The 21,097-nt window shown below is 48.3% G+C and carries 20 protein-coding genes; 3 read left to right on the top strand and 17 right to left on the bottom strand.

Annotated features, from left to right (window positions below; genetic code table 11):
* The 7 genes from C557_RS0116780 to ilvB form a co-directional block, all read right to left on the bottom strand.
* Complete coding sequence (locus tag C557_RS0116780; RefSeq protein ID WP_018753051.1) at positions 1-1,104, bottom strand: ATP-binding protein; 1,104 nt, start codon at positions 1,102-1,104, stop codon at positions 1-3.
* Between the two features lie 293 nt (positions 1,105-1,397).
* A complete protein-coding gene (locus C557_RS0116775; protein WP_018753050.1) occupies positions 1,398-1,808 on the bottom strand; it encodes a hypothetical protein in 411 nt (136 codons plus the stop codon).
* Between the two features lie 296 nt (positions 1,809-2,104).
* The gene (locus tag C557_RS0116770) at positions 2,105-2,650 is read right to left on the bottom strand and encodes a peroxiredoxin (RefSeq protein ID WP_018753049.1); all 546 of its coding nucleotides are present in this window, start codon (positions 2,648-2,650) and stop codon (positions 2,105-2,107) included.
* An 87-nt stretch (positions 2,651-2,737) separates the two neighbouring features.
* Positions 2,738-3,817 (bottom strand): 3-isopropylmalate dehydrogenase, encoded by a 1,080-nt coding sequence (gene leuB, locus C557_RS0116765; RefSeq protein ID WP_018753048.1) that lies wholly within the window; start codon positions 3,815-3,817, stop codon positions 2,738-2,740.
* A gap of 427 nt (positions 3,818-4,244) precedes the next feature.
* Entirely contained in the window at positions 4,245-5,237 is a 993-nt protein-coding gene (gene ilvC, locus C557_RS0116760) for a ketol-acid reductoisomerase (protein ID WP_018753047.1), read from the bottom strand.
* A 221-nt stretch (positions 5,238-5,458) separates the two neighbouring features.
* Positions 5,459-5,944 (bottom strand): acetolactate synthase small subunit, encoded by a 486-nt coding sequence (ilvN, locus tag C557_RS0116755; RefSeq protein WP_040677208.1) that lies wholly within the window; start codon positions 5,942-5,944, stop codon positions 5,459-5,461.
* Positions 5,944-7,689: a biosynthetic-type acetolactate synthase large subunit gene (gene ilvB, locus C557_RS0116750; RefSeq protein ID WP_018753045.1), complete on the bottom strand. Its 1,746-nt coding sequence runs from the start codon at positions 7,687-7,689 to the stop codon at positions 5,944-5,946. The genes ilvN and ilvB overlap by 1 nt, the downstream gene beginning before the upstream one ends.
* Before the next feature lie 594 nt (positions 7,690-8,283).
* Between ilvB and C557_RS0116745 the strand changes: the two genes are divergently transcribed.
* Positions 8,284-8,739 (top strand): GNAT family N-acetyltransferase, encoded by a 456-nt coding sequence (locus C557_RS0116745; protein ID WP_018753044.1) that lies wholly within the window; start codon positions 8,284-8,286, stop codon positions 8,737-8,739.
* A gap of 7 nt (positions 8,740-8,746) precedes the next feature.
* On the opposite strand, the gene C557_RS0116740 is transcribed toward C557_RS0116745, so the two are convergent.
* The 9 genes from C557_RS0116740 to C557_RS0116700 all read right to left on the bottom strand — a co-directional run bounded on the left by C557_RS0116740 (position 8,747) and on the right by C557_RS0116700 (position 17,103).
* Positions 8,747-9,058 (bottom strand): hypothetical protein, encoded by a 312-nt coding sequence (locus C557_RS0116740; protein WP_018753043.1) that lies wholly within the window; start codon positions 9,056-9,058, stop codon positions 8,747-8,749.
* Between the two features lie 219 nt (positions 9,059-9,277).
* Positions 9,278-10,237 carry an ABC transporter permease gene (locus C557_RS0116735; RefSeq protein WP_018753042.1) on the bottom strand — a complete coding sequence of 320 codons (960 nt, stop codon included), beginning with the start codon at positions 10,235-10,237 and terminating at the stop codon, positions 9,278-9,280.
* A 1-nt stretch (position 10,238) separates the two neighbouring features.
* Complete coding sequence (locus C557_RS0116730) at positions 10,239-11,312, bottom strand: ABC transporter permease (RefSeq protein ID WP_018753041.1); 1,074 nt, start codon at positions 11,310-11,312, stop codon at positions 10,239-10,241.
* Positions 11,305-12,843 (bottom strand): ABC transporter ATP-binding protein, encoded by a 1,539-nt coding sequence (locus C557_RS0116725; RefSeq protein WP_018753040.1) that lies wholly within the window; start codon positions 12,841-12,843, stop codon positions 11,305-11,307. Before C557_RS0116725 ends, C557_RS0116730 begins: the two co-directional genes overlap by 8 nt.
* A gap of 124 nt (positions 12,844-12,967) precedes the next feature.
* Positions 12,968-14,050 carry a BMP family lipoprotein gene (locus C557_RS0116720; protein ID WP_018753039.1) on the bottom strand — a complete coding sequence of 361 codons (1,083 nt, stop codon included), beginning with the start codon at positions 14,048-14,050 and terminating at the stop codon, positions 12,968-12,970.
* A gap of 381 nt (positions 14,051-14,431) precedes the next feature.
* Positions 14,432-14,791, bottom strand: coding sequence for a 50S ribosomal protein L20 (rplT, locus tag C557_RS0116715; protein WP_018753038.1), 360 nt, complete (start codon positions 14,789-14,791; stop codon positions 14,432-14,434).
* 44 nt (positions 14,792-14,835) lie between these two features.
* Positions 14,836-15,036, bottom strand: coding sequence for a 50S ribosomal protein L35 (gene rpmI, locus C557_RS0116710; RefSeq protein ID WP_018753037.1), 201 nt, complete (start codon positions 15,034-15,036; stop codon positions 14,836-14,838).
* Between the two features lie 60 nt (positions 15,037-15,096).
* Complete coding sequence (gene infC, locus C557_RS0116705) at positions 15,097-15,591, bottom strand: translation initiation factor IF-3 (protein WP_018753036.1); 495 nt, start codon at positions 15,589-15,591, stop codon at positions 15,097-15,099.
* 273 nt (positions 15,592-15,864) lie between these two features.
* Positions 15,865-17,103: a glycosyltransferase family 2 protein gene (locus C557_RS0116700; RefSeq protein WP_018753035.1), complete on the bottom strand. Its 1,239-nt coding sequence runs from the start codon at positions 17,101-17,103 to the stop codon at positions 15,865-15,867.
* Between the two features lie 628 nt (positions 17,104-17,731).
* Between C557_RS0116700 and C557_RS0116690 the strand changes: the two genes are divergently transcribed.
* Positions 17,732-18,259 carry a phosphatase PAP2 family protein gene (locus C557_RS0116690; protein WP_018753033.1) on the top strand — a complete coding sequence of 176 codons (528 nt, stop codon included), beginning with the start codon at positions 17,732-17,734 and terminating at the stop codon, positions 18,257-18,259.
* Positions 18,260-18,308: 49 nt separating this feature from the next.
* Positions 18,309-19,448: an MGDG synthase family glycosyltransferase gene (locus C557_RS0116685; RefSeq protein ID WP_026263536.1), complete on the top strand. Its 1,140-nt coding sequence runs from the start codon at positions 18,309-18,311 to the stop codon at positions 19,446-19,448.
* A gap of 627 nt (positions 19,449-20,075) precedes the next feature.
* On the opposite strand, the gene trmB is transcribed toward C557_RS0116685, so the two are convergent.
* A complete protein-coding gene (trmB, locus tag C557_RS0116680) occupies positions 20,076-20,783 on the bottom strand; it encodes a tRNA (guanosine(46)-N7)-methyltransferase TrmB (protein WP_018753031.1) in 708 nt (235 codons plus the stop codon).
* Positions 20,784-21,097 lie beyond the last annotated feature (314 nt).

Raw genomic sequence — 21,097 nt, 5'->3', positions numbered from 1 at the left:
TTAGGCTAACGGCAGAGAAATAACAAAGATCGTTCCGGCTCCCTTCAAGCTGTCCACAGATATCGTTCCCCGGTGATTGCGGATAATCCGATAGCTCACCGACAGCCCCAGGCCTGTCCCTTTTTCCTTCGTCGTAAAGAACGGGTCGAAGAGGCGAACCAGCAGCCCCTTGTCCATCCCATTACCATTATCCTGTATGGAGATTTTTACGAATTTCCCATCCATCTCGGCTCCAACATTAATAACTCCCTGATGTTCACCTTCCACTTCGCCGATCGCATCCATCGCATTCTTGATAATATTCAACAGCACTTGCTTAATCTGCTTCACATCAATGGAGACAAACAATTCCTCTGAAGGGGCATGCAGGATCATTTGACAGCCCTTCATAACAGCCTCGCTCTCCGTAAGCAGAACAACCTCCTTCAGTAAAGAGGATACACTCACCGCTGATTTTTGCGGAGCTGACGGCTTGGACGAGTTGAGGAATTCATGAATGATATCGTTGGCCCGGTCGATTTCCGTCAAGATAATACGGGCATATTCATCCTTGCCTAACTCCAAAAGATGCGGACGCAGCAATTGAATAAATCCGCGAATAGCCGTTAACGGGTTGCGAATTTCGTGAGCAATTGCGGCTGATATTTTACCCAGCATCGCCATCTTATCATTTTGATAAGCAGCTTGTTCGATTCTTCTAAAGTCGGAGACATCCTTGACGCTAAGCAAGAAATCTCCGTCCATTTGATCCCCATAGGTAACTGTAATCAACCAGTGCCTCCCGTATTCATCTATTAATTCGTGATATTTCTTTCTGTGAAAAATGGTCTCCCGGTAAATGCGCATAATTCTGCGTTTCTTGAAGGAATTGAGGTGGGGATGCCGAAGCATATGCAGCAAGTTACAGCCAATGAGGGACTGGCGCGGTAGTTCGAGAAGCTTGGCCATTTGAACATTGATGAAGGTTAGAACCCCATCGCTATCAAACAGCATAATGCCGCTGTCCAGGTGCTGGAGCACGTTTTCATACTTGTTCTTGACGAGTTGGGTTGATTGGAATGCTTTGACGGACTGGAGCAGTGTCTCTTGAAATTCACTCAACAAGTTGGTTCCCCCTTTACACAAATGATGTACTTGCCCTTACCGACAACATACGATCACTACCTGAGAAGAACTTTTCCCTAAACCGGCGCACATAAGTAGTAGCTTGTCTATTGATTCTGCTTGCTTTAACGCTAACTGTGCCGTCCCCAAGAGCATCCTGCTTCAATCATAGTAAAGTTTTCCAATTATCGTCAACCAGAGATACTGTCGAAAAAGGTTGGATCAACGCAAAAGAACGATCCTGGTCCTAAAAAAAGAAAATAGCCTTCTTCGCGGAAGACTATTTTGCGGATTTAGCGGTTATTATGCTGTAGTCTGGCTCTGCGACGGCTCATTACAGCCAGCCGCTTCTTAAGCTCATCTTCCCACTTCTCATCGCCGATTTGCTTGGCGACCGACAGCAGATCGAGTGAAATATCAATTTGGCTTTGTACGATAACGAGCGGATCTTCATCCTCCCGGTTGACGCAATTGCCAAAGATCGAATCATCATCCTCCATGACGAAATCCTGAAAGTCGATCTCGGAAACGCCATCACTATGGGCGTACTCAGCTAAAATTTCATATTCATTTTCAACTTTATAATGAACCTCAACCCGATGACATACCGGGCAAAATAAAAGGGGTACATTATGAACTTGCGTACGATAATGCTTTAATGTTCCCTTTGTTCCTAACATACTGGCTCCGCAGCAAAAACTCATTCCCCTTCACCCTTTCCCGCGTTTGGTTCATTCCCCAGTTCGTGTACACAAGTAGGGATGTCATATAATTTATTCGTGGAGCCCTCGGCAAATTCCTGCGGAAATCAATAAAATCACATTTACGTTTACTTTTCCGCCAGCGCACTCAAACCATGCATGCGGGGCAAAAAACCCCCTGCGGGGGCATCGCCCAAACAGGGGGTACTGCTGCTATGTTTATTCAAAGCTCAAAATCGAAATCGACGCTTGTGACTTGTGATGCGGACGATGAGACGCTGCAGGCTCATAGGCCGCCTCTATCCATTCAAATTTTTGTCGCCCGGCTTCCAATTCATAGCGCATAGTCCACCGGATTGCAGCGCCTGCAACACACGAAGCGTCTCATCTACGCTACGTCCCACATCGTTATGGTTAACCACTTGATATTTCAATTCGCCTTCGGGATCGATAATAAACAAGCCGCGAAGAGCAATGCCTTCTTCTTCAATCAGTATGCCGTAATCACGCGCTACGCTCTTCGTAATATCAGAAGCGAGCGGGAAGTTCAACTGGCCAAGACCGCCGCTGTCCCTCGGTGTGTTAATCCATGCTTTGTGGCTATGCTCGGAGTCCACACTGGCACCAAGAATCTCGCAATCCAACTTCTGAAATTCTTCGTATGCCTGGCTCAATGCAGTAATTTCAGTCGGACATACAAAGGTAAAATCAAGTGGATAGAAGAAAAATACCAGCCACTTGCCACGATAATCGGACAGCTTCTTGCGTCCAAATTCCTTACCGTCCCCGGTCACTACCGCCATATCAAAATCCGGTGCGGGTCTTCCAACCAAACGTTCTGCCACTCCAATCCCTCCTTTGCAAACCTGCAATTCACATAGTATCACCGGCTATTTTTAAAGTCAAACAAGCTTTATTTAGACTCACATCGCTTATTTCTTGATGGCGGCAATAATCAGTTCGCCCATCTCCCGGGTACCAATCGCTTTGCTCTTGTCTACAGCAATATCGCCTGTGCGGTGACCCGCATCCAGCACATTCGCTACAGCCGCTTCAATCGCATCCGCAGCATCTTCATACCCGAAGGTCATACGGAACATCAGGGCGACCGACAAAATCGTAGCAATCGGATTCGCCAGGTTCTGTCCAGCGATATCCGGTGCCGAGCCATGGACTGGCTCATAAAGTCCAAAGCTGCCTTCTCCCAGAGAGGCTGAGGACAACATGCCTATCGAACCCGTCAGCATCGCTGCTTCATCGCTGAGAATATCCCCGAACATATTCTCTGTCACAATGACATCGAAGCTGGATGGACGACGCAGCAGTTGCATAGCACAGTTGTCAACAAGTACATGTTCCAGTTCTACCTCGGGGTATTCAGGAGCCACGCGGTTGACAACCTCTCTCCACAGGCGTGAGCTTTCGAGCACATTGGCCTTGTCCACAGAAGCGAGCTTTTTGCGACGTTTGCCCGCAATCTCGAATGCCTGACGCACAATACGCTCAACCTCGGTAACATTGTATGCGCAGGTATCTACCGCCTCTTGACCATACTCCGTTTCACGACGGTATTTCTCACCGAAATAAATGCCGCCTGTAAGCTCACGCACCACGATTAAATCTGTGCCTTCCAGTACTTCCGGTTTGAGTGTTGAAGCATCCTTCAGGCAATCAAAGACGACCGCCGGACGCAGATTCGAGAACAGTCCGAGCGCTTTGCGAATACCTAGCAGACCCGTCTCAGGACGCAGCTCCTTCGGATTGTTATCCCATTTTGGACCACCAACCGCCCCCAGCAGTACAGCATCGGCTTGCTGGCATACCTCAAGCGTGTCCTGCGGCAAGGGTGTCCCTTTCTCATCAATCGCGATGCCCCCGAACAAGGCATGCTCCGTTTCAAAGCGATAACCAAACAATTCCTCTGTGCGCTTTAATACCTTCTCTGCTTCGGCCACTACCTCGGGCCCAATACCGTCGCCCGCAATTATTGCGATTTTTTTCACTTCAGCCATTCCTACCGCTCCCTCTCGTAAACATCATCTTCTTCTGTTTTATCATACGATGTGAGGATTAACAAAGATATAGTATCTATTAGACTAATAGGTTTCTCCTATAAGGGGTAGTTCAAAAAGTCGTCTTCCCAGGACGAAGCAGTTCGAGGAGCAGATTCGACATCGAATCTTGAATTCACCCGGGGGCTTCCGTTGCTCACGTACCCATGCTTCCGAAGTCGTTTTCTAAGAAAACGTGTAGCTCCGCTTCTCAGTCCCTAGCTTCATCAGGGCTCAGGCGGGTTGAAAAAACGCACATCGGAAGCTTAAGCTTCGGTGCTGAAAACCTGACTTTGAACGCGAACAGCTATCTAATTTAAATTCAAAAAAACTCCAAGGCAGGCGTGCTCAGGGACGCCACCTTGGAGTTGCTGTTAAGGCCTATAACTTATTTCTTGATCCAATGCATCAGTTCGCGCAGTTCTTTCCCCACAACCTCGATTGGATGGTTGGCTTCGTTGCGGCGAGTAGCCGTCAGGAACGCACGGTTGGATTGGTTCTCCAGGATAAAGTCGCGAGCGAATTTGCCTTGTTGGATATCCGCAAGCACTTCTTTCATCGCCTTTTTCGTTTCTTCCGTAACGATACGAGGACCTGTTACATAATCGCCATATTCTGCCGTGTTGGAGATCGAATCGCGCATAGTAGCCATGCCGCCTTCATAGATCAGGTCGACGATCAGCTTCATCTCATGCAAGCACTCGAAGTAAGCCATTTCCGGAGCATAGCCGGCTTCGGTCAGGGTTTCAAATCCAGCCTTGATCAAGGCAGTTACGCCTCCGCAAAGTACAGCTTGTTCGCCAAACAGATCGGTTTCGGTTTCTTCACGGAACGAGGTTTCGATAACCCCGGCGCGTGTACAGCCGATACCTTTAGCATAGGCCAAACCAATTTCCTTCGCTTTGCCCGTTGCATCCTGATGGATAGCAATCAGACCAGGCACACCAAAGCCCTCTACGTAAGTACGGCGAACCATGTGGCCCGGTGATTTCGGAGCAACCAGCAATACATCGTTGTCCGGAGAAGGAACAATTTGGCCAAAATGTACGTTAAAGCCGTGTGCAAACAGTAATGCAGCGCCTTTTTTCAGGTTAGGAGCAATCTCGCTATGATAAACTGCAGCTTGTGTCTCGTCCGGCATCAGGATTTGCACCAAGTCTGCACGTTTGGTTGCTTCTGCCACAGGCAATACCTCAAAGCCATCCTCCTTCGCTTTGTTGAAGGATTTACCTTCACGCAGGCCGATGATCACATTCAATCCACTTTCGCGCAGGTTTTGCGCATGGGCATGTCCCTGGCTGCCGTAACCGATAATTGCGATCGTTTTCCCTTTCAATACGCTAAGTTCTGCATCCTGCTCATAGTACAAAGTAACTGCCATTTCTAGTGCCCTCCTAAAATTTGCGGGACAGTCAAGCTGTGCCCTTGATTTGGTATGGTTCCTCCGCCAGATGATGAGCGGGTGTTTCAACGGACCGCCGCCTTGAAGCAATAAAGCCAGCTCCTAACACCTGCGATCCCCTCAAACACCAGCCATCCTGACGGAGGGTAAAAAATAATTCTGCGGTGAACTCACAGATTAACTATACACCTGTTCTGATGTCAAGCGTTACCCCGAATCATGGCTGTTACACCTGTTCTTGATAATTCGCGGATACCATACGGCCGAAGCAGTTCAATCATCGCATCAATCTTCTCCGTATCCCCTACAACCTGTACAATCATGCTGGCCGTCCCGATATCGACAACGGCAGCACGGAAAGTCTCGACAACCCCCATGATCTCAGGACGTTCGGCCGGCTCGGCCTTCACCTTGATCAAGGCAAGCTCACGAGCCACCATCGGCCGCGAACTCAAATTCACCACTTTAATAACGTCAATCAGCTTGTATAGCTGTTTCTCGATTTGTTCGAGCGTCTTGTCGTCGCCTTCCGTGACGATAACCATTCTGGAGAGCCCTTGCTCTTCGGACTGGCCGACGGTAATACTTTCGATATTGAAGCCGCGCCGGCCAAACAAACCTGCTACACGTTGCAGAACACCTGGCTGATCATTAACTAATACGGCAATCGCATGGTTTCTTCTCATCATTCACTGTCCCCCATCAGCATTTGATCAATGGTAGAACCTTGAGGGACCATCGGATATACATTTTCCCCTTTGCTGACTACGAATTCCACCAGCACAGGTCCCGGGGTATCGAGCGCCTCCTGCCAGACACGCTTGGCATCCTCTTTGTTTGTGGCACGCAAGCCTTTAACACCATAGGCCTCAGCCAGCTTCACAAAATCCGGGCTGCCTTCGAGATCGATGTGACTGTAGCGATTGTTGTAAATCAATTCCTGCCACTGCCGAACCATGCCCAGCACCTGGTTGTTAATGACAACCACCTTGACCGGAATATTATTGATAGCACAAATCGCAAGCTCCTGGGCACACATTTGCATCCCGCCGTCACCGTTGATCGAGATAACAAGACGGTCAGGGAAGCCCATTTGGGCGCCGATTGCGGAAGGGAAGCCGAAGCCCATCGTGCCAAGTCCCCCGGAGGTGATCCAGGAACGAGGCTTGTTAAACTTGTAATACTGTGCCGCCCACATTTGGTGCTGCCCCACATCCGTGGAGACAATTGCATCTCCTCCAGTTGTGTCATTCAAAAGTTCAATAACCCATTGCGGCTTGAGCACCTCATCGGAATCCTTGTATTTCAGCGGTTTATCCAGTTTGGACTGGCTGATGTGCGCTCTCCATGCATCCGCCTTATCGGCACGTGCTACCAGCGGGTTCAGCAGCTCCAGCACCGTCTTCACATCCCCGACAATCGGAATGTCCGGATGAATGTTTTTGCCGATTTCAGCAGGATCGATGTCGATATGAACAATCTTCGCTTTCGGAGCGAACCCGTCGAGCTTGCCCGTCACCCGGTCGTCGAACCGGGCCCCGATGTTAATCAGCAGGTCTGCCTCCTGAATGGACTGGTTGGCCGTAAGGGTGCCATGCATCCCCGGCATTCCCATCCATAGCTCATGACCGCTTGGGAAAGCACCTAATCCCAGCAAGGTTGTCGTAATGGGAATTTGTGTCTTGTTCACGAATTCAAACAACTGCTCATGTCCTCCGGAATACACCACGCCGCCCCCGGCGATAATTACCGGCCGCTCGGCTTCCTGAATGGCCGCCGCCAACTTGTCGAGCTGTAACCGGTTCGGTACGACAGTGGGATTATAGCCACGCAGGTTAATCGATTGAACCGGTTCAAAGCGGGCTTTGTTCGCTGATACATCCTTCGGAATATCGATCAGAACCGGACCTTTACGGCCTGTATTTGCGATATGGAACGCTTCGTGAATCACTCTTGGCAAATCTTCAACATCCCGTACCAAGTAACTATGCTTCGTGATCGGCATCGTAATGCCGGTAATGTCCGCCTCCTGGAAAGCATCTGTGCCAATCAGGCTTGACACGACATTGCCTGTAATGACAACAAGCGGTACCGAATCCATGAACGCTGTAGCGATTCCTGTTACGGTGTTGGTTGCCCCTGGGCCGGAGGTAGCGATGCATACGCCAACTTTGCCGGTGGCCCGTGCATAACCATCTGCTGCATGAATGGCTCCCTGCTCATGTCTTGTCAGCAGGTGGTGGAAATCGGTGAATCCATACAACGCATCGTAAATGTACAATACCGCGCCACCCGGATAGCCGAAGACACACTCGACACCTTCCAAAAGCAAACTGCGAAGCAGTATTTCTGAACCCGAAATGACTTCCGGTTTCATCCATTTCTCACGTAATTGTTCTGTAGACCGCACTTCTGGAATTTGCGCGCTCATCAGTCATCCTCCTTCCAAAAGGTAGTTCAAAAAAAGTCCTCTTTTGATCACCGACTTTTTGAACCCTCATTTAAAGCAAATAAAAACAAATCAAAATCAAAAAAACCTTCCGTCCGCCGGAACAGTTTCCTATTCCGAGGGACGAAAGGTTTGATCCTTCGTGGTACCACCCATTTTCACCCGACACTTCGCAATGTCGAGCCTTGACGAGTATAGACGTATGCCGCCCTTACTCGTGGTCCGTAACGCGGGCCTGACGGTTTTCCCTAATAAGCCTTCAGCGCAAGCACTACCGCGGAATGGCTTGCGGCCTTTCAGGAAAACGGCTCCGAGGTGAGCTCGCATTCAAGGGATTTTGGCGGTGGTTTCAGCAAATCCACACACTCTCTGAGCAAAGAGCCCTTAAACCTTCGTCCTCTTCATCGCCGATACATGATATAGTCTTAAAATGTTTAGGAACATTATATGATTAGTTCACACATCGAGTCAATACCCTAATGAATTAAAGTTTTTTCTGCGGAACCCTTTCCTTCCTTGCGAACATATGATAAAGGATAGTGCCCAGACACGCACAGCAAGGAGGAAAAGCAGCGTATGATTCGTTATAGAAGGCCTAAACAAGACGATCCCTTTATCTATGATTTAATCCGGAAAGAGCTTGTCCCCTTCTCTCATATGCCCTCCCATGAAATCGAGACAGCTCTGCGCGAATTGCCTTCACGCATGTCCCGTGGAATATCCCTCGTCTCCTCACCTTATTATGAGGCTGACCCGGTGGGATTCATTCATTTTCTGATTCATGGCGAGCTGCTGTACATTGATATGATGGCCGTCGACTCATCCTGCCAGCGTCAGCGCATCGGCAAAACACTTATGGCCCACGCCGAGAACTTTGCCTTGTCCCGCGGCTGCAAGCGGGCAAAAGTTATGGTGGACCGGAGTAATCCCCGAGCCCACCTGTTTTACCGCAAATTGGGCTACCAAAGGTTGCGTTATATCCAGGCGGCCCAATGCTATGAGCTGGAAAAGACACTCCCCGCCCGTTTCTGAGCAGAACTTACCAGAAGTAGTTGTACCCGCCGTAGCCGGGACCGGGGCCATATGGATAACCACCATAGGGACCTCCGTAACCGCCATAGCCGCCACCAAAGCCGGCATACGGAGCTGTGCCGATTGCCAGCAAGTCGAATAGAACGAGGGGAATGAGTGCCTTGGTCTTCACCTTTTTCCCGGGGGCTTGACGAATAATCAAGCGGTTGCCGCTGATTTTCACCAGTTTGCCTGTCACTACAGTACCATCTTTTTTATAAGCCGTGATCGACTTGCCCAGCCATTTCCCAGCTTCTTTTCTTGTCACCGATTTGCTCATCGCAAACTCCTCCTGTCAGGTTACATCCTATAGCCGTGAACAGTCATCCCTGTCCGAATATTCCAGTCGGCTATGTTGTGTTCAACCTAACCTATTCATAAGTCCCCTCCTATGCTTGCGCCATCGCCTTTGACGGCAAAATCGGGCTTGTCTCCCCGCCGGCTCCGCCCATGCCAAAAAGGGCTCCGTCAGAGACGGAACCCTTAGGTATTAACGTTATTATCGCTTGCCTGGATCGTACGGCTCCCCCAGTGCCGATGGCGCAGAGGAACGTCCTACCGCTCCCACAAGCACGATGATGGTCAGTACATAAGGAATCATAAAGATAAATTCCTGCGGAATACTTCTGGACCATTCGAACAATTGCACATAGTTGCGGATCGCCTGAGAGAACCCGAAAAATACCGCTGCACCAAAGGCGCCCAGTGGATTCCATTTCCCGAAAATCATCGCCGCGATGGCAATAAAGCCTTGCCCCGAAATGGTGTTATGGGCAAATGTGCTGGTGGTAGTCAGCGTAATAGTTGCACCGCCGATGCCTCCCAGCATCCCGCTAAGCAGCACGCCGATATAACGCATCTTGGTCACGTTGACGCCCAGCGTGTCCGCCGCGCTTGGATGCTCGCCCACAGAACGGAGCCGTAGCCCAAACGGCGTCTTGAACAGGACAAAATAAATGACAATCACGAGAATCAAGGCCAGATAAGTTGTCGGGTAGGCATTAAACAAGCCCTCACCGATGATCGGGATATCGCGAAGCCAGGGAATAGGAACTTTCTGAAATACGTTGATCAGCGGCGTTTCCGCTGAGCCGTCGAACAGAAGCTTCACGATATAGACGGTCAAGCCGGCAGCGAGGAAATTGATGACAATCCCACTGATCGTTTGATCCGCTTTGAATGTAATCGTAGCTACTGCATGAATAAGCGCACCAAGCCCTCCCATAATGACGGCAGCCAGTACCCCCACCCATGGAGCGAACGCCCCCAAGCCTGCTTCCTGAGCATAATAGGTGCCTACTCCGGCCGCAAATGCACCGAAGATCATCAAGCCCTCCAGCCCGATATTCACTACACCCGAGCGCTCCGAGAAAATCCCCCCAAGGGCGGTGAAAATAAGAGCCGTCGAGAAGACCAGGGTCGAATTGAGCAGTTGACCAAGTAGTGTTAGCACATCCATCTTACAACACCTTCTCTTTCTTGCGCTTCATAACCAGGGGCTTCAAGATAAGTTTGACAATGCCCTGAGCCGCAATGAAGAATATGATCGAGCCTATGACGATCTTGATCAATTCCGGAGGAACTCCGGCGCCAAAGCTCATACCAGCCGCACCATAAGTCAGGACACCATAGAGAATGGCCCCCAGCACCACGCCAAAGGGATGATTCATGCCCAGCAGCGCTACAGCAATGCCATCAAAGCCATAACCTGGGGAAGCGGCAAAGACGGATTGATAGTGGAATACGCCCAGCACCTCAAAGGTGCCCGCCAGACCCGCGAATACACCGCTAATGAACATAGCTTTGACCACATTACGGCCCACATTCATACCGGCATATTCAGCAGCATTCGGGTTGAGGCCTACAGAGCGCATTTCATAGCCCTGCTTGGTCTTCCACAAATAGATAAAGAAAAATGCCGCAGCCAAAAGCGCGACCAAGGTTCCCCAATGGATTCGCGCATTATTAAATACTTCATTTAGAAATGTCATCGCCGCAGAAGCCTCGATATTCTCCGAACGATTCTGTCCCTTCAACAGAAAGAAATGACGAATAACATAATTCGATAAGTACAGTGCCGTCCAGTTAAGCATAATCGTGGTGATAACCTCGTTGATGCCCCGTTTGGCCTTCAGATAACCTGCGATGGCCGCCCATAAGCCGCCTCCCAGTCCCCCGGCGATCACAGCCAGAGGTACAACCACTGCCGAGGGAAGAGCCGACAAGGAAAGTGATACAGCCGTAGCCGAGGTCATCCCAATCAATACTTGACCGTCAGCACCGATATTAAACATACCGGAACGGAAGGCAAAAGCGACGGCCAAGCCGGTAAAAATCAAGGGGGTAATCTGACGGATCGTTTCCCCGAAATCATAGGGATTGCCAATGACCCTTTGAATCAGCGCACCATATGCTGTCAGCGGGTTATAGCCGCCAATCAGCATAACTACCGCACCGACCAGCAAGCCAAGAATAATGGCCACAAGCGGCAAAATCAGGCTGTCCATGGTGAATATTTTGCGCAATTTATCCAACGCTATGACCTCCCCGTTCCAGGCTTCCCGACATCATCAGGCCAAGCTCCTGATCATTGGTCTCCTGTGGAAGCACCTCACCCACAATACGCCCCTCGTAAATGACCGCGATGCGATCCGATACATTCATAATTTCATCCAGCTCAAAGGAAACGAGCAATACTGCTTTCCCTTGATCGCGCTGCTCAATCAATTGCTTATGAACAAATTCAATCGCTCCCACATCCAGACCACGCGTCGGTTGTGCCGCAATGAGCAGATCCGGATTTTTGTCTATTTCCCGCGCAATAATCGCCTTCTGCTGATTCCCGCCCGACAAGGAGCGCGCTTTCGTCTCGACACTAGGCGTACGAACGTCGAAGGCTTCCACTAGCGCCTTGGCATGCTCGTCAATCGTCTTGTGATCCAGGAAACCACGTTTGCTATAGGGCTCCTTGTAATAGGTTTCCAGGACCATATTTTCGCTCACGGAGAAATCCAGCACTAACCCGTGCTTATGACGGTCCTCAGGAATATGCGAGAGTCCGTTTTCGATGATTTTCCGCGCAGGCAAATTAGCGATTTCCTTGCCCCCAAGTTGAATGGAGCCAGAATCGATTTTACGCAGCCCGGTGATCGCCTCGATCAATTCACTTTGACCATTCCCGTCTACTCCGGCTATGCCAACAATTTCGCCAGCCTTCACGTCCAAATTCAGCCCGTTCAGAACAGATATTCCATGCTTGCCCTTAAGCGTTACCTCTCTTAATTGCAGCACAGGCTGTCCAATCTGCGGTGCTTGCTTGTCCACCTTGAAAGAAACGTCGCGGCCAACCATTTTCTCCGCCAGTTCCTGCGGGTTGGTCTTGTCCGTATCCACCGTATCGATCACCTTGCCGCGACGAATAATCGTCACGCGATCCGAAATATCCATAATTTCTTTCAGCTTGTGGGTAATCAATATAATTGATTTCCCCTCTGCAACCAAACGCTTCATGATTTCCATAAGCTCTTGAATCTCCTGCGGCGTAAGCACCGCGGTAGGTTCATCAAATATAAGTACATCCGCGCCGCGGAACAAAATCTTCATGATCTCGACCCGTTGCTGCATCCCGACAGAAATATCCTGGATTTTAGCGTTCGCATTCACCTGAAAAGCGTATTGCTCTGACAATTTTGCCACTTGGGCAGACGCGGATTTATAGTCGATATTAAAGCCTTTTTTGGGTTCCATGCCAAGAATAATATTCTCGGTTACCGTAAAAGGCTGTACCAGCTTGAAATGCTGGTGAACCATCCCAATTCCAAGCTTGATCGCCTTATTAGGGTTATCGATCGTCACCGGCTTGCCGTTCATCTCAATTGAACCTTCATCGGGTTGATAGAGTCCGAACAGAATGTTCATCAGCGTTGATTTACCCGCACCATTCTCACCGAGCAGGGCATGAATCTCCCCTTTACGCAAAGTCAGGCTAATGGAGTCATTTGCGATTACACCTGGAAAACGCTTTGTGATTTGCTTTAACTCGACCACTGGAGCCTCAGCACTCATGAAATCACCCTCACCATATTGGGATTAACGCAAGCAACAAGGCCAGTTGATCCACTGGCCTTGCCTGCTTGAAACCTTATATTCTACTTTCGACGCAGGTCTGAACTGCACCTGCTAAAAATCATTACTCAGCCGGAACTGTAATTTCCCCGCTGACGATTTTTTGCTTGTACTCTTCTACTTTATCCAGAATTTCCTGGTCTAGGTTTGGATTCTCTTCAGGCAAGCCCACGCCGTCTTCTTTCAGGGTCAGGTTCGTGACTTGTCCACCTTTAAAAGTACCGTCGATTACTTGTTGCGTCACGTTCTTCACCGCAACGTCTACCCGCTTGATCATGGAAGTCAGCGTTACTTCATTACCAAACTCAATGGATTGGTCCTTATCCACGCCAATTACCCAGACTTTATTAGCGCCACCAGCGTTGTTACGTGCCGTTGCTTCGTTAAATACCCCGTTGCCTGTCTGCCCAGCAGCCGGGAATACGATATCCGCGCCGTAATCAAACAGTTGGGCTGCAAGGGACTTACCGATATCAGGTTTGTCATAAGCGGCTGCATAAGTAATTTTCACTTCGGCATCCGGATTCACGGCAGCCACGCCGGCTTCAAAGCCAACTTCAAAGCGTTTAATAACCGGGGTTTCGGTACCACCGATAAAGCCGATTTTATTTGTTTTTGTGGTAAGTCCTGCTACCACTCCAACCAAATATGCCCCTTCATTCTCGGCAAAGGTAACAGACTCTACGTTAGGGGCTTCAACAACGCTGTCGATAATCGCCAGCTTGGCGTTCGGGTTGGCATCAGCCACTTGTTTGGTGGCATCTCCCAAGTCAAAACCGATCGACCAGGTCAGGTCATAGCCATTTTGCACAAACTGGTTAAGATGCGGAACATAGTCCGAGCTCTGATTACTTTGTAAATATTTGTGCTCAATACCTTGCTCTTTGTTCAATGCTTCAAGAGCTTCCCATGCAGATTCGTTGAAGGATTTGTCGTTTACGCCGCCTACGTCGGTGACGAGACCGATTTTAAACTTGGATGCATCAGACGCGGTGTCCCCACCGTTGCCCGCTTGCGTATTGTCGGCATTACCCGTGTTGCCTGTATTGGCCGCTCCACCGTTGTTTGCTGCATTGTTGCCGCATCCCGCCAGAACCAAAGTGAGTGCCAGCACCATAAGTAAAGATAGTTTGAAGGCTTTGTTCATTGCGATTATATCCCCCTTAGAATATTGTGGCCTGTCTAGGTTTCACCACACAGACCGATTATACCTGCAAAATGTGCTAAAATCCATACCTTTAACAACCATTGGTTAAATAATTTTCGGGTTTATTCATTTTAAAACGCTTTCTTTAGACATAAATATCATTCAATGTTCGCTTCATGTAAGCGATGGCTTCTTATCTATATCGTGCCAAGTTTTCTGAAGTTCCATGCCAGAACACCACTAATTACCAAGCAAGAAATACCTGTTTTTCCCACAGTTTCTTATAGGCATCGATTTTGTAAGGGGGGTTTACTCTTCTCTTCCCAAAAAAAGCGCCGTCCCGGTGTCTTACCGGAGACAGCGCCTTGATTAACATCTCACTTAAGCGTTGATCTTTTCCTTCGCAACAGCAGCCAACGAATTAAATGCATTCAGATCATTTACAGCAAGATCTGCCAGCATTTTGCGGTTGATGTTCACTTCAGCCAGCTTCAAGCCATGCATCAGCTTGCTGTAAGATAATCCGTTTATACGAGCCGCAGCATTGATACGTACGATCCACAATCTGCGGAAATCACGTTTCTTCGTGCGACGATCGCGATAAGCGTACAGCAAGGATTTCATCACTTGCTCATTTGCTGTTTTGAAAATGCGGTGTTTGGAACCGAAATAACCTTTAGCCAATTTCAATACTTTTTTATGACGACGACGAACGACGAATCCGCCTTTAACTCTTGCCATTTATAAAACCTCCCAGGTCATTGTGTGTATTTGTCTGATTTCAATTATTTCAGGTTTGCCAATTGTTGCTTCATACGGCTAACGTCACCGGCGTAAGCAACAGGGCTGTTGGCCAAAACACGTTTGCCACGTTTCGACTTATGGGACAGCAAGTGATTGCGGTTCGCTTTGTAACGTCTTACTTTACCGGTTCCGGTAATTTTGAAGCGGCCTTTCAGGCTGCTGTGAGTTTTCATTTTAGGCATTGTACTTCCCCCTCAAAGTTTGTGGACGCCGCTTTCTTTACTATATATAGAAAACAAACGTTAGTTTTTCGGTGCCAAGATCATGATCATACTGCGGCCTTCCAGCTTCGGAAAGCGCTCAACGGCTGATATCTCCGCAACTTCTTCTTTTACGCGATCAAGAATCTTCTTCCCGATATCCGCATGGGTAATTTCCCGTCCGCGGAAGCGAACCGAGCATTTTACCTTGTCGCCGTCTTTCAGAAATTTGACCACATTGCGAAGCTTTGTTTGAAAATCATGTTCCTCGATATTGGCCCGGAACCATACTTCCTTAATATCCACGATCTTCTGATTCTTACGAGCTTCCTTCTCTTTCTTCTGCTGCTCATAGCGGAACTTGCCATAATCCATAATCCGGCAAACCGGCGGTTTGGCCGTCGGCGCAACATTCACCAGATCCAGATTCAAGTCAATAGCCATCTGCAGCGCTTCGCGCAGAGGCGTAATACCGATTTGCTCGCCTTCGGCACCCACCAGACGGACCTCTTTTGCACGAATCTCATCATTGATCATGTGTTCCTTACTGATAATTCTCCACCTCCAGATAGTTCTAAGTCTGCTCTGACCAGGCTTACACACTAAAAAAGGGATACAGACAATCGCCTGCATCCCTCATTGATCGTTAATCATCATGAACATACCATTCACAAATCAACGGATCAAAACCAGCCGACATAAGGTCGATCAGGTGAGAAGCCAGGGCCTCTACTTGCAATCCAAATATCAAAGTCATTCTTGTAACCTTAAACACTATATCACAATCAAGAATAATCGGTCAAGCGACAATTATCCCTGCTTGCTTTGCACTTCTTCCAAACGGACCACCCGCGTATGCTTCGTGTGGCTCCATTGCTTGTTGTTCTGCGTGAAGAAAGCATAAAACGTAATGGGCCACCAGGAAACCAAATAAACCGGGAACAAGATCAGATAAGCATATACCTTCTTGAATTTGATCTTCTCCAGAACCATAGCTGCCAAAAAAATAAATACGTTGGCCAATATTGCCACAAAGGAGACCCATAGTGGCAAATAGCCGTAAAGCGTATCAAAATGCGGACCGTTCAGCAAAGCCTGATCCACCCAGATCAAGGCCGTGAGCAGGAAGGTCAACAGCACTACGTATACATTGGCACCGTACAAGGCCATGTCCAGCTTCACTACATTCCGTTCCTTGATGCTCTGCCAGAGCAACGGGAAGAAATAACGACGAGCAACGGTAAAGTGCCCCTGCATCCAGCGCAAGCGCTGACGAGCAGATGCTTTGAACGTAAGCGGCTTCTCATCAAACAGCTTGGCGTTGTAGTTAAAGACCGGGTAGACCCCGCGCTCCACACAACGCATTGTAAATTCCAAATCCTCAACCAGACTCGTTGCGCCCCAACCCATTTCCTTTAACAATTCGGTCTCGAAGCACATGCCCGTACCGCCCAGGAAATTGGCCATCTTCAGGTTTGTCCGGGACAATTGCCACAAACGGTTGCAGTACCAATAGGAGATGCCATAGGAAGCGGTGATCCAGGAGTCCTCAGGGTTCTTGGTATCGATGTACCCTTGAATAACCCGGGCGCCGCTACATAGATCATTGTTCATCTCCCGCAGGAAATCCGGATGCGCCAGATTATCAGCGTCAAACATGACTACGGCATCGTATTGCCGCGGCATCTTCCAGAGCTCCTTCAGCATCCATTCAATGGCGTAGCCTTTCCCGCGCAGATTCGAGTTGCTGCGGACGCAAGCATGCATTCCGTGTTCGCGGACGATGCTCGCGGTATTGTCGGTACAGTTATCGCAAATGACAAAAACGTCGTACAATTCTTTCGGATAGTTGAGATGCTTCAGGTTCTCCATCAAAGCGCCAACTACTTTTTCCTCGTTATGTGCCGCTACCAGCACGGCAAATGATTTGCTTGGAGCAAACTGCTCCTTGTGCTTGTTCCTGTACATGCCGAATAGAGCCAAGCCGAATTGATATACCCCGATCACTGCGAGCACGACCTGAAGTGCGATCAAAAAGACTTCAAACATGATTTTTTGCCCCCTTTTAACCCCTTTTGTTGTGTGTTTTCTCTTTGTTTGGAGTTTATTTTGTTGTTATGACCCTTGTTTCATTTTTGTTTCGTCTTTCTCTCTGTTCTTTTACTTTGTTGCTCTGGTGAAGTAAACCATTACGATTTTCCATGACTTCACGTCTTTTGTCAAAACGGCTCTGCCCCCGTCGCAGCTCAAATACCTTGAAGTTGGTCAATTAGGGCGCATCGGACCCCTACTTGCTGCATTCAGGGACGGTTACATCTTATTTTCATCATTTTTGGCATTTTTTATTTCTTTTTTCTGTTTTTTTTCTTGATCAGCAAGGTTTTCATCGGCACGCCATGTATACATGACGAAGCTACCCGGCAAAAAGTTTACAATTCCGCACCATCTTCTTTAAACTTTTTTGCTATCATTTGAATCAGCCTACTAAAAAAAAGAAGCTCATTTTTGTCCCCGTGGCTCCTGGTGCAAAAAACGTTCTTGAAAAGGCCATGGATTAAAAATATGATAAGTCTAACCTGAAAATGCCATGCTACTTTAGATAGACAGCAATTTGAAAGGTGTGCCCCAAGGCGCTTCAGGCCGCAATACGCGGTTAAACATCATGCGGAGGGATTTCATGATTCGTTTATTTCATAAGCTACAACAACTCGACCGAAAGCTTTTTATAGGAATTAATGGTCGCTTGCATCACAGTTTTCTGAACTTTTGGCTTTATCATTTAACTCATCTGGGTGGAGCTTGGTTTACGATCATATCCTCCCTGCTGATTTGGATCGCGGCACCACAACCATGGAGCAAAATTGGCCTGCAATCCTGCGTTGCTCTGGCGGCAAGCCATATTCCCGTGGCTGTGGTCAAGAAAACGTACCCGCGTGTACGGCCTTATTTGACCTTGCCTGGCACGAATACCTTTCGCAATCCGTTGACCGACCACTCATTTCCGTCCGGTCATACAACAGCTATCTTCTCCGTGACCGTGCCTTTCATGGCAGCGGCCCCCGGACTAATCTTGGCCTTATTGCCCTTATCTCTACTTGTAGCGATTTCCCGGATTTACCTGGGCTTGCATTATCCATCCGATACCTTGGCCGGGGCTGTCATCGGCTCTTCCGTAGCCCTTGGCACGGTTGCATTATGGAGCTAAAGGGGATATTGTAGACAATAGGAAAACCTTGCAGGAAAAGGTGAAACCAGTGCAAAAACAAAGAGTCTTGCTTTTATCCGAAGGGTTTGGAGCCGGTCATACACAGGCGGCCTATGCGCTCTCCAGCAGTTTGCGCAAGCTGACACCGAATGTACAGACGAAAGTGCTGGAGTTGGGCAGTTTTTTAAATCCAAGAGTAGCGCCGCTCATCATTACGGCCTACAAAAAAACGGTATCCTCACAACCTCGGCTGATTCGTATGATGTATCGCAGCAATTACAAGAAGTCCCTGAACCGATTGACGACACTTGCTCTTCATCGGATTTTTTATACCCGTACCATTCAAATTATTCGTCATCTGCATCCTGACGTTATTGTTTGCACCCATCCGATTCCAAGTGCGGTGATTTCACGTCTGAAGCGGCTTGGCATGCTGAATGTCCCACTCTCCACGGTCATCACGGATTATGACGTACATGGGGCATGGGTAAGCCGTGAGGTCAACTGCTATCTGGTATCGACGGATCAAGTGAAGCAGAAACTACTGGAGCGGGGCGTAGAAAAGAGTAAGATTCTCATCACCGGTATTCCCGTGCATCCGAACTTCTGGGAGCGGCACCGGAAGGAGGATATTCGCCAGCAGCTTGCGCTTGGCAACTTGCCAACAGTGCTTGTGATGGGCGGAGGTTGGGGATTTATGAAGGACGAGGCTGTTTATTCCTTGCTCGCTTCGTACCGGGAACAGATTCAGCTTATCTTTTGCTTTGGCAACAATGAGAAGTCTCTGGAGAAGATGAAGAAGGACCCTCGGTATGATCATCCCAATATCAAGCTTCTTGGATTCACGAAAGACATCGATAAGCTGATGGAGGCTTCTGATTTGCTTATTACCAAGCCTGGCGGCATGACCTGCTCTGAAGGCTTGGCGAAGGGAATTCCCATGCTGTTCCACAAGCCGCTTCCGGGACAAGAGGAAGAAAATTCCCATTATTTCACACAGCAGGGCTGGGGTACACCCATCAATTCGCTGGATGATATTATAACCTGGATTCAACGCCTGACTGAGAACTATGATGAAGTGGTGCGTTCACGGCAAGAGGTAATCAACCACATCGCAGGGTATCGCCCTATGCAAAGTGCCCAAGCCATCATCGATCTCCTCGGAAATACAAATTTTTTCAAAAAATAATTATAGATGCCAAAAAAACCTTCAACTTCGCTGGATCGTGACCATGCTGATCAGGATCGTGCAGTTGAAGGTTTTTGTCTAAAAGCACAATTTTAACTAGGAATCAAAACAAAACCAGAGGTTGACATGATGCATTCGGGAGCAAATCAAAAACGAATATACCTTTAACGGGAAATCCTCATGCTAATTCGCCCGTATTTCACCAAATATCACATATAACAGGAAATCTTCATGTTAATTTCAGGATTTTTCCCAAAAAATTGACCATTTCATAATGATTAGCATGAGGAAATCCATATAAATCCCCGATTTCTGGCGGATTTGAGCCATTTAACGGGAGTTTTTCAGGCTGTTGAGCAAGTTGGTTTCCATACATCTCGGATAAAAGAGCCCTTAGCCTATAAGGGTTCTTCTTCATAGAAATGGTAAGTCACGCCCTTTCTCGACAGTCTGAGTTTTTCCCTATAATTTCAGAAGAGGAATCCTCGAATAGAACCTGGGAACCAGCGGTACTCAGCGAATTCTTGGGATTCGTGCATAGGCTAGGCCCGGCTGAATTCAAGATTCGATGTCAAGTTTACTTCCGGAATCCGCTACGTGATCAAAAGATGACTTTCTGAACTACACTTAAAACATATCCATTTTTCGGTCTTGGTAGCGTCTTAGAGCTGCTTCGCCCACCATAACCTCACAGCGATAGATCGGCATCCCTTGAGCTACAAATTTGCTCTCGTATTCTGTCAATACATGTGCCTCGTTAATGCCGCCCTCGTGCAAGCTGAGGGTAATATCGCTCATTTGCAAGCCCGCTGCCGAAAAAGCATTAAGTGAAAATTCAAACAAGATTCGCGAATCTGTCTTGAAATGAATTTCGCCTTCTTCGTTCAGCAGGGTACGATATTTTTCAAGGAACCGGGGATGTGTCAGGCGTCTGCGCCAGTGCTTCTTCTTCGGCCACGGATCGCTAAAATTCAAATAAATCCGCTCGACTTCTCCTGGTGCAAAAAAGTCCTCAATCATTTCAATATTGCCAAGCGCCAATCGGACGCTCCGGGGCTCACTGCCATCATGCTCGGCCCACTTCGCCCGCACCTTCTCACTGCCGCGGCGAATCAATTCGTCATACATATCCATCCCGATAAAATTAACGTCGGGGTATTTAACGCTCATACCGCTGATGAACTGCCCCTTGCCCATGCCCAGCTCAATGTAAATCGGCCGGTCATTACCGAACACCTCTGCCCAGCGTCCTTTATACTCTTGAGGATTCAAAACCACCAGTTTCTCCTGCTGCTCCAAGCTTTCCCGAATCCCTTTTCTACCGCGTAAACGCATGTTATTCCTCCGCTTTCGTGTTATCCATTCCCTGCATATTTTGCCGAAGATCGTCGCAAAAGTAAAGACCACAATGAAAAAGGAATCAAACGACCGCCGGGGAGACGGAACGCATGATTCCTTTTTCGATATATTTTGGAATTGGGGTTCCACAAATTTAATACTATCAAAATAACATATTCTGTAACCCTTCGCAAGGAAGACGGCAGGCTCTATTCCCCTTTTTGCACAAAATTTGATACAATGAATCAGTAGAAGCGGCGAATCTACAGTGTTTTTTTATATGAATAAATATACAAAGAAAATTTTGTGAC

It is taken from the genome of Paenibacillus sanguinis 2301083 = DSM 16941 (assembly GCF_000374825.1).
GTDB classification, from domain to species: domain Bacteria; phylum Bacillota; class Bacilli; order Paenibacillales; family Paenibacillaceae; genus Fontibacillus; species Fontibacillus sanguinis.
The sequence above is the reverse complement of the archived record's forward strand: the minus strand, read 5'-3'. Positions and strand labels throughout refer to the sequence as shown.